The 1,038-nt window shown below is 47.0% G+C and carries 1 protein-coding gene and 1 pseudogene; one reads left to right on the top strand and one right to left on the bottom strand.

All coding sequences use genetic code 11. The features are described from left to right. Positions 1 to 379, bottom strand: a pseudogene (rcnA, locus tag EQY_RS0122395) (nickel/cobalt efflux protein RcnA); the annotation flags it as partial. Between the two features lie 120 nt (positions 380 to 499). On the opposite strand from rcnA, the gene rcnR reads away from it, so the two are divergent. After that, entirely contained in the window at positions 500 to 772 is a 273-nt protein-coding gene (rcnR, locus tag EQY_RS0122390) for a Ni(II)/Co(II)-binding transcriptional repressor RcnR (protein WP_000019944.1), read from the top strand. The last annotated feature ends 266 nt before the right edge of the window (positions 773 to 1,038 follow it).

The raw sequence follows: 1,038 nt of genomic DNA, 5'->3' as shown, positions 1-1,038 counted from the left end.
GCTCGTGATCATGCCCGTGCATATTCTCAAGCCAGTTTCGTTCACCGCGCCATGTGCGCCAGAACATCCATAATGCGGTGCCGAGAATGATGACCGCAGAAATTAACTGTAGCCACGGTTCCGCCGACTGCGCAGTAAAGCGTTTGCTGATCACCATCCCGCCAAAGGCAATCAACCAGACTACCGCAGTATGCGAAATGGTTGCTGCCAGTCCAAGCATCACCGCCTGTTTAATCGTACCTTTAATGGCGATGATAAACGCCGCCATCATCGTTTTTGAGTGCCCAGGCTCCAGACCATGAAGTGCACCGAGTAAGATGGCGCTGGGGATGAAGAACCAGGCGTTTCCTTGCTGAAGAAGAGTGGTAAATTCAGTCATGATAATAATTCTTAGTATTAAATGGATGCAGAGATTCTACTCCCCCCCAGTACATGATACTACCCCCCAGTAGATTAATAGTGCTATGATTTTTCATTATCTTGTTAACCAGGTGTTGTTATGTCTCATACCATCCGCGACAAACAGAAACTGAAAGCGCGCGCCAGTAAGATTCAGGGACAGGTCGTCGCGCTTAAGAAAATGCTCGACGAACCGCATGAATGTGCTGCCGTTCTACAACAGATTGCCGCCATTCGTGGCGCGGTAAACGGCCTGATGCGGGAAGTGATTAAAGGTCATCTGACGGAACACATTGTTCACCAGGGCGATGAACTAAAGCGTGAAGAAGACCTGGATGTTGTCCTTAAGGTGCTGGATTCGTATATAAAATAGTTTCGTGACGTTATTGTAATACTGCCGTTTTTCCTCGTTTACAACGCGCGCGCCGGACATTACCATCCTCCTCTGCGATTTATTATCGCAACCAAACGACTCGGGGTGCCCTTCTGCGTGAAGGCTGAGAAATACCCGTATTTTCTCATTTAGTGTTTTTTGTGGTTCGGGGTTGTTCGTGGTTGTTTGTGTATGTGTTTGATATATATTGAATTATTGTGTTTTCTTGTTTGTTGTTGTTCGTCGTTGTTCGTAGAGCTTCAACA

Source organism: Escherichia sp. TW14182 (genome assembly GCF_000208525.1).
GTDB lineage: Bacteria > Pseudomonadota > Gammaproteobacteria > Enterobacterales > Enterobacteriaceae > Escherichia > Escherichia ruysiae.
This window is presented reverse-complemented; position numbering and strand designations above follow the sequence as displayed.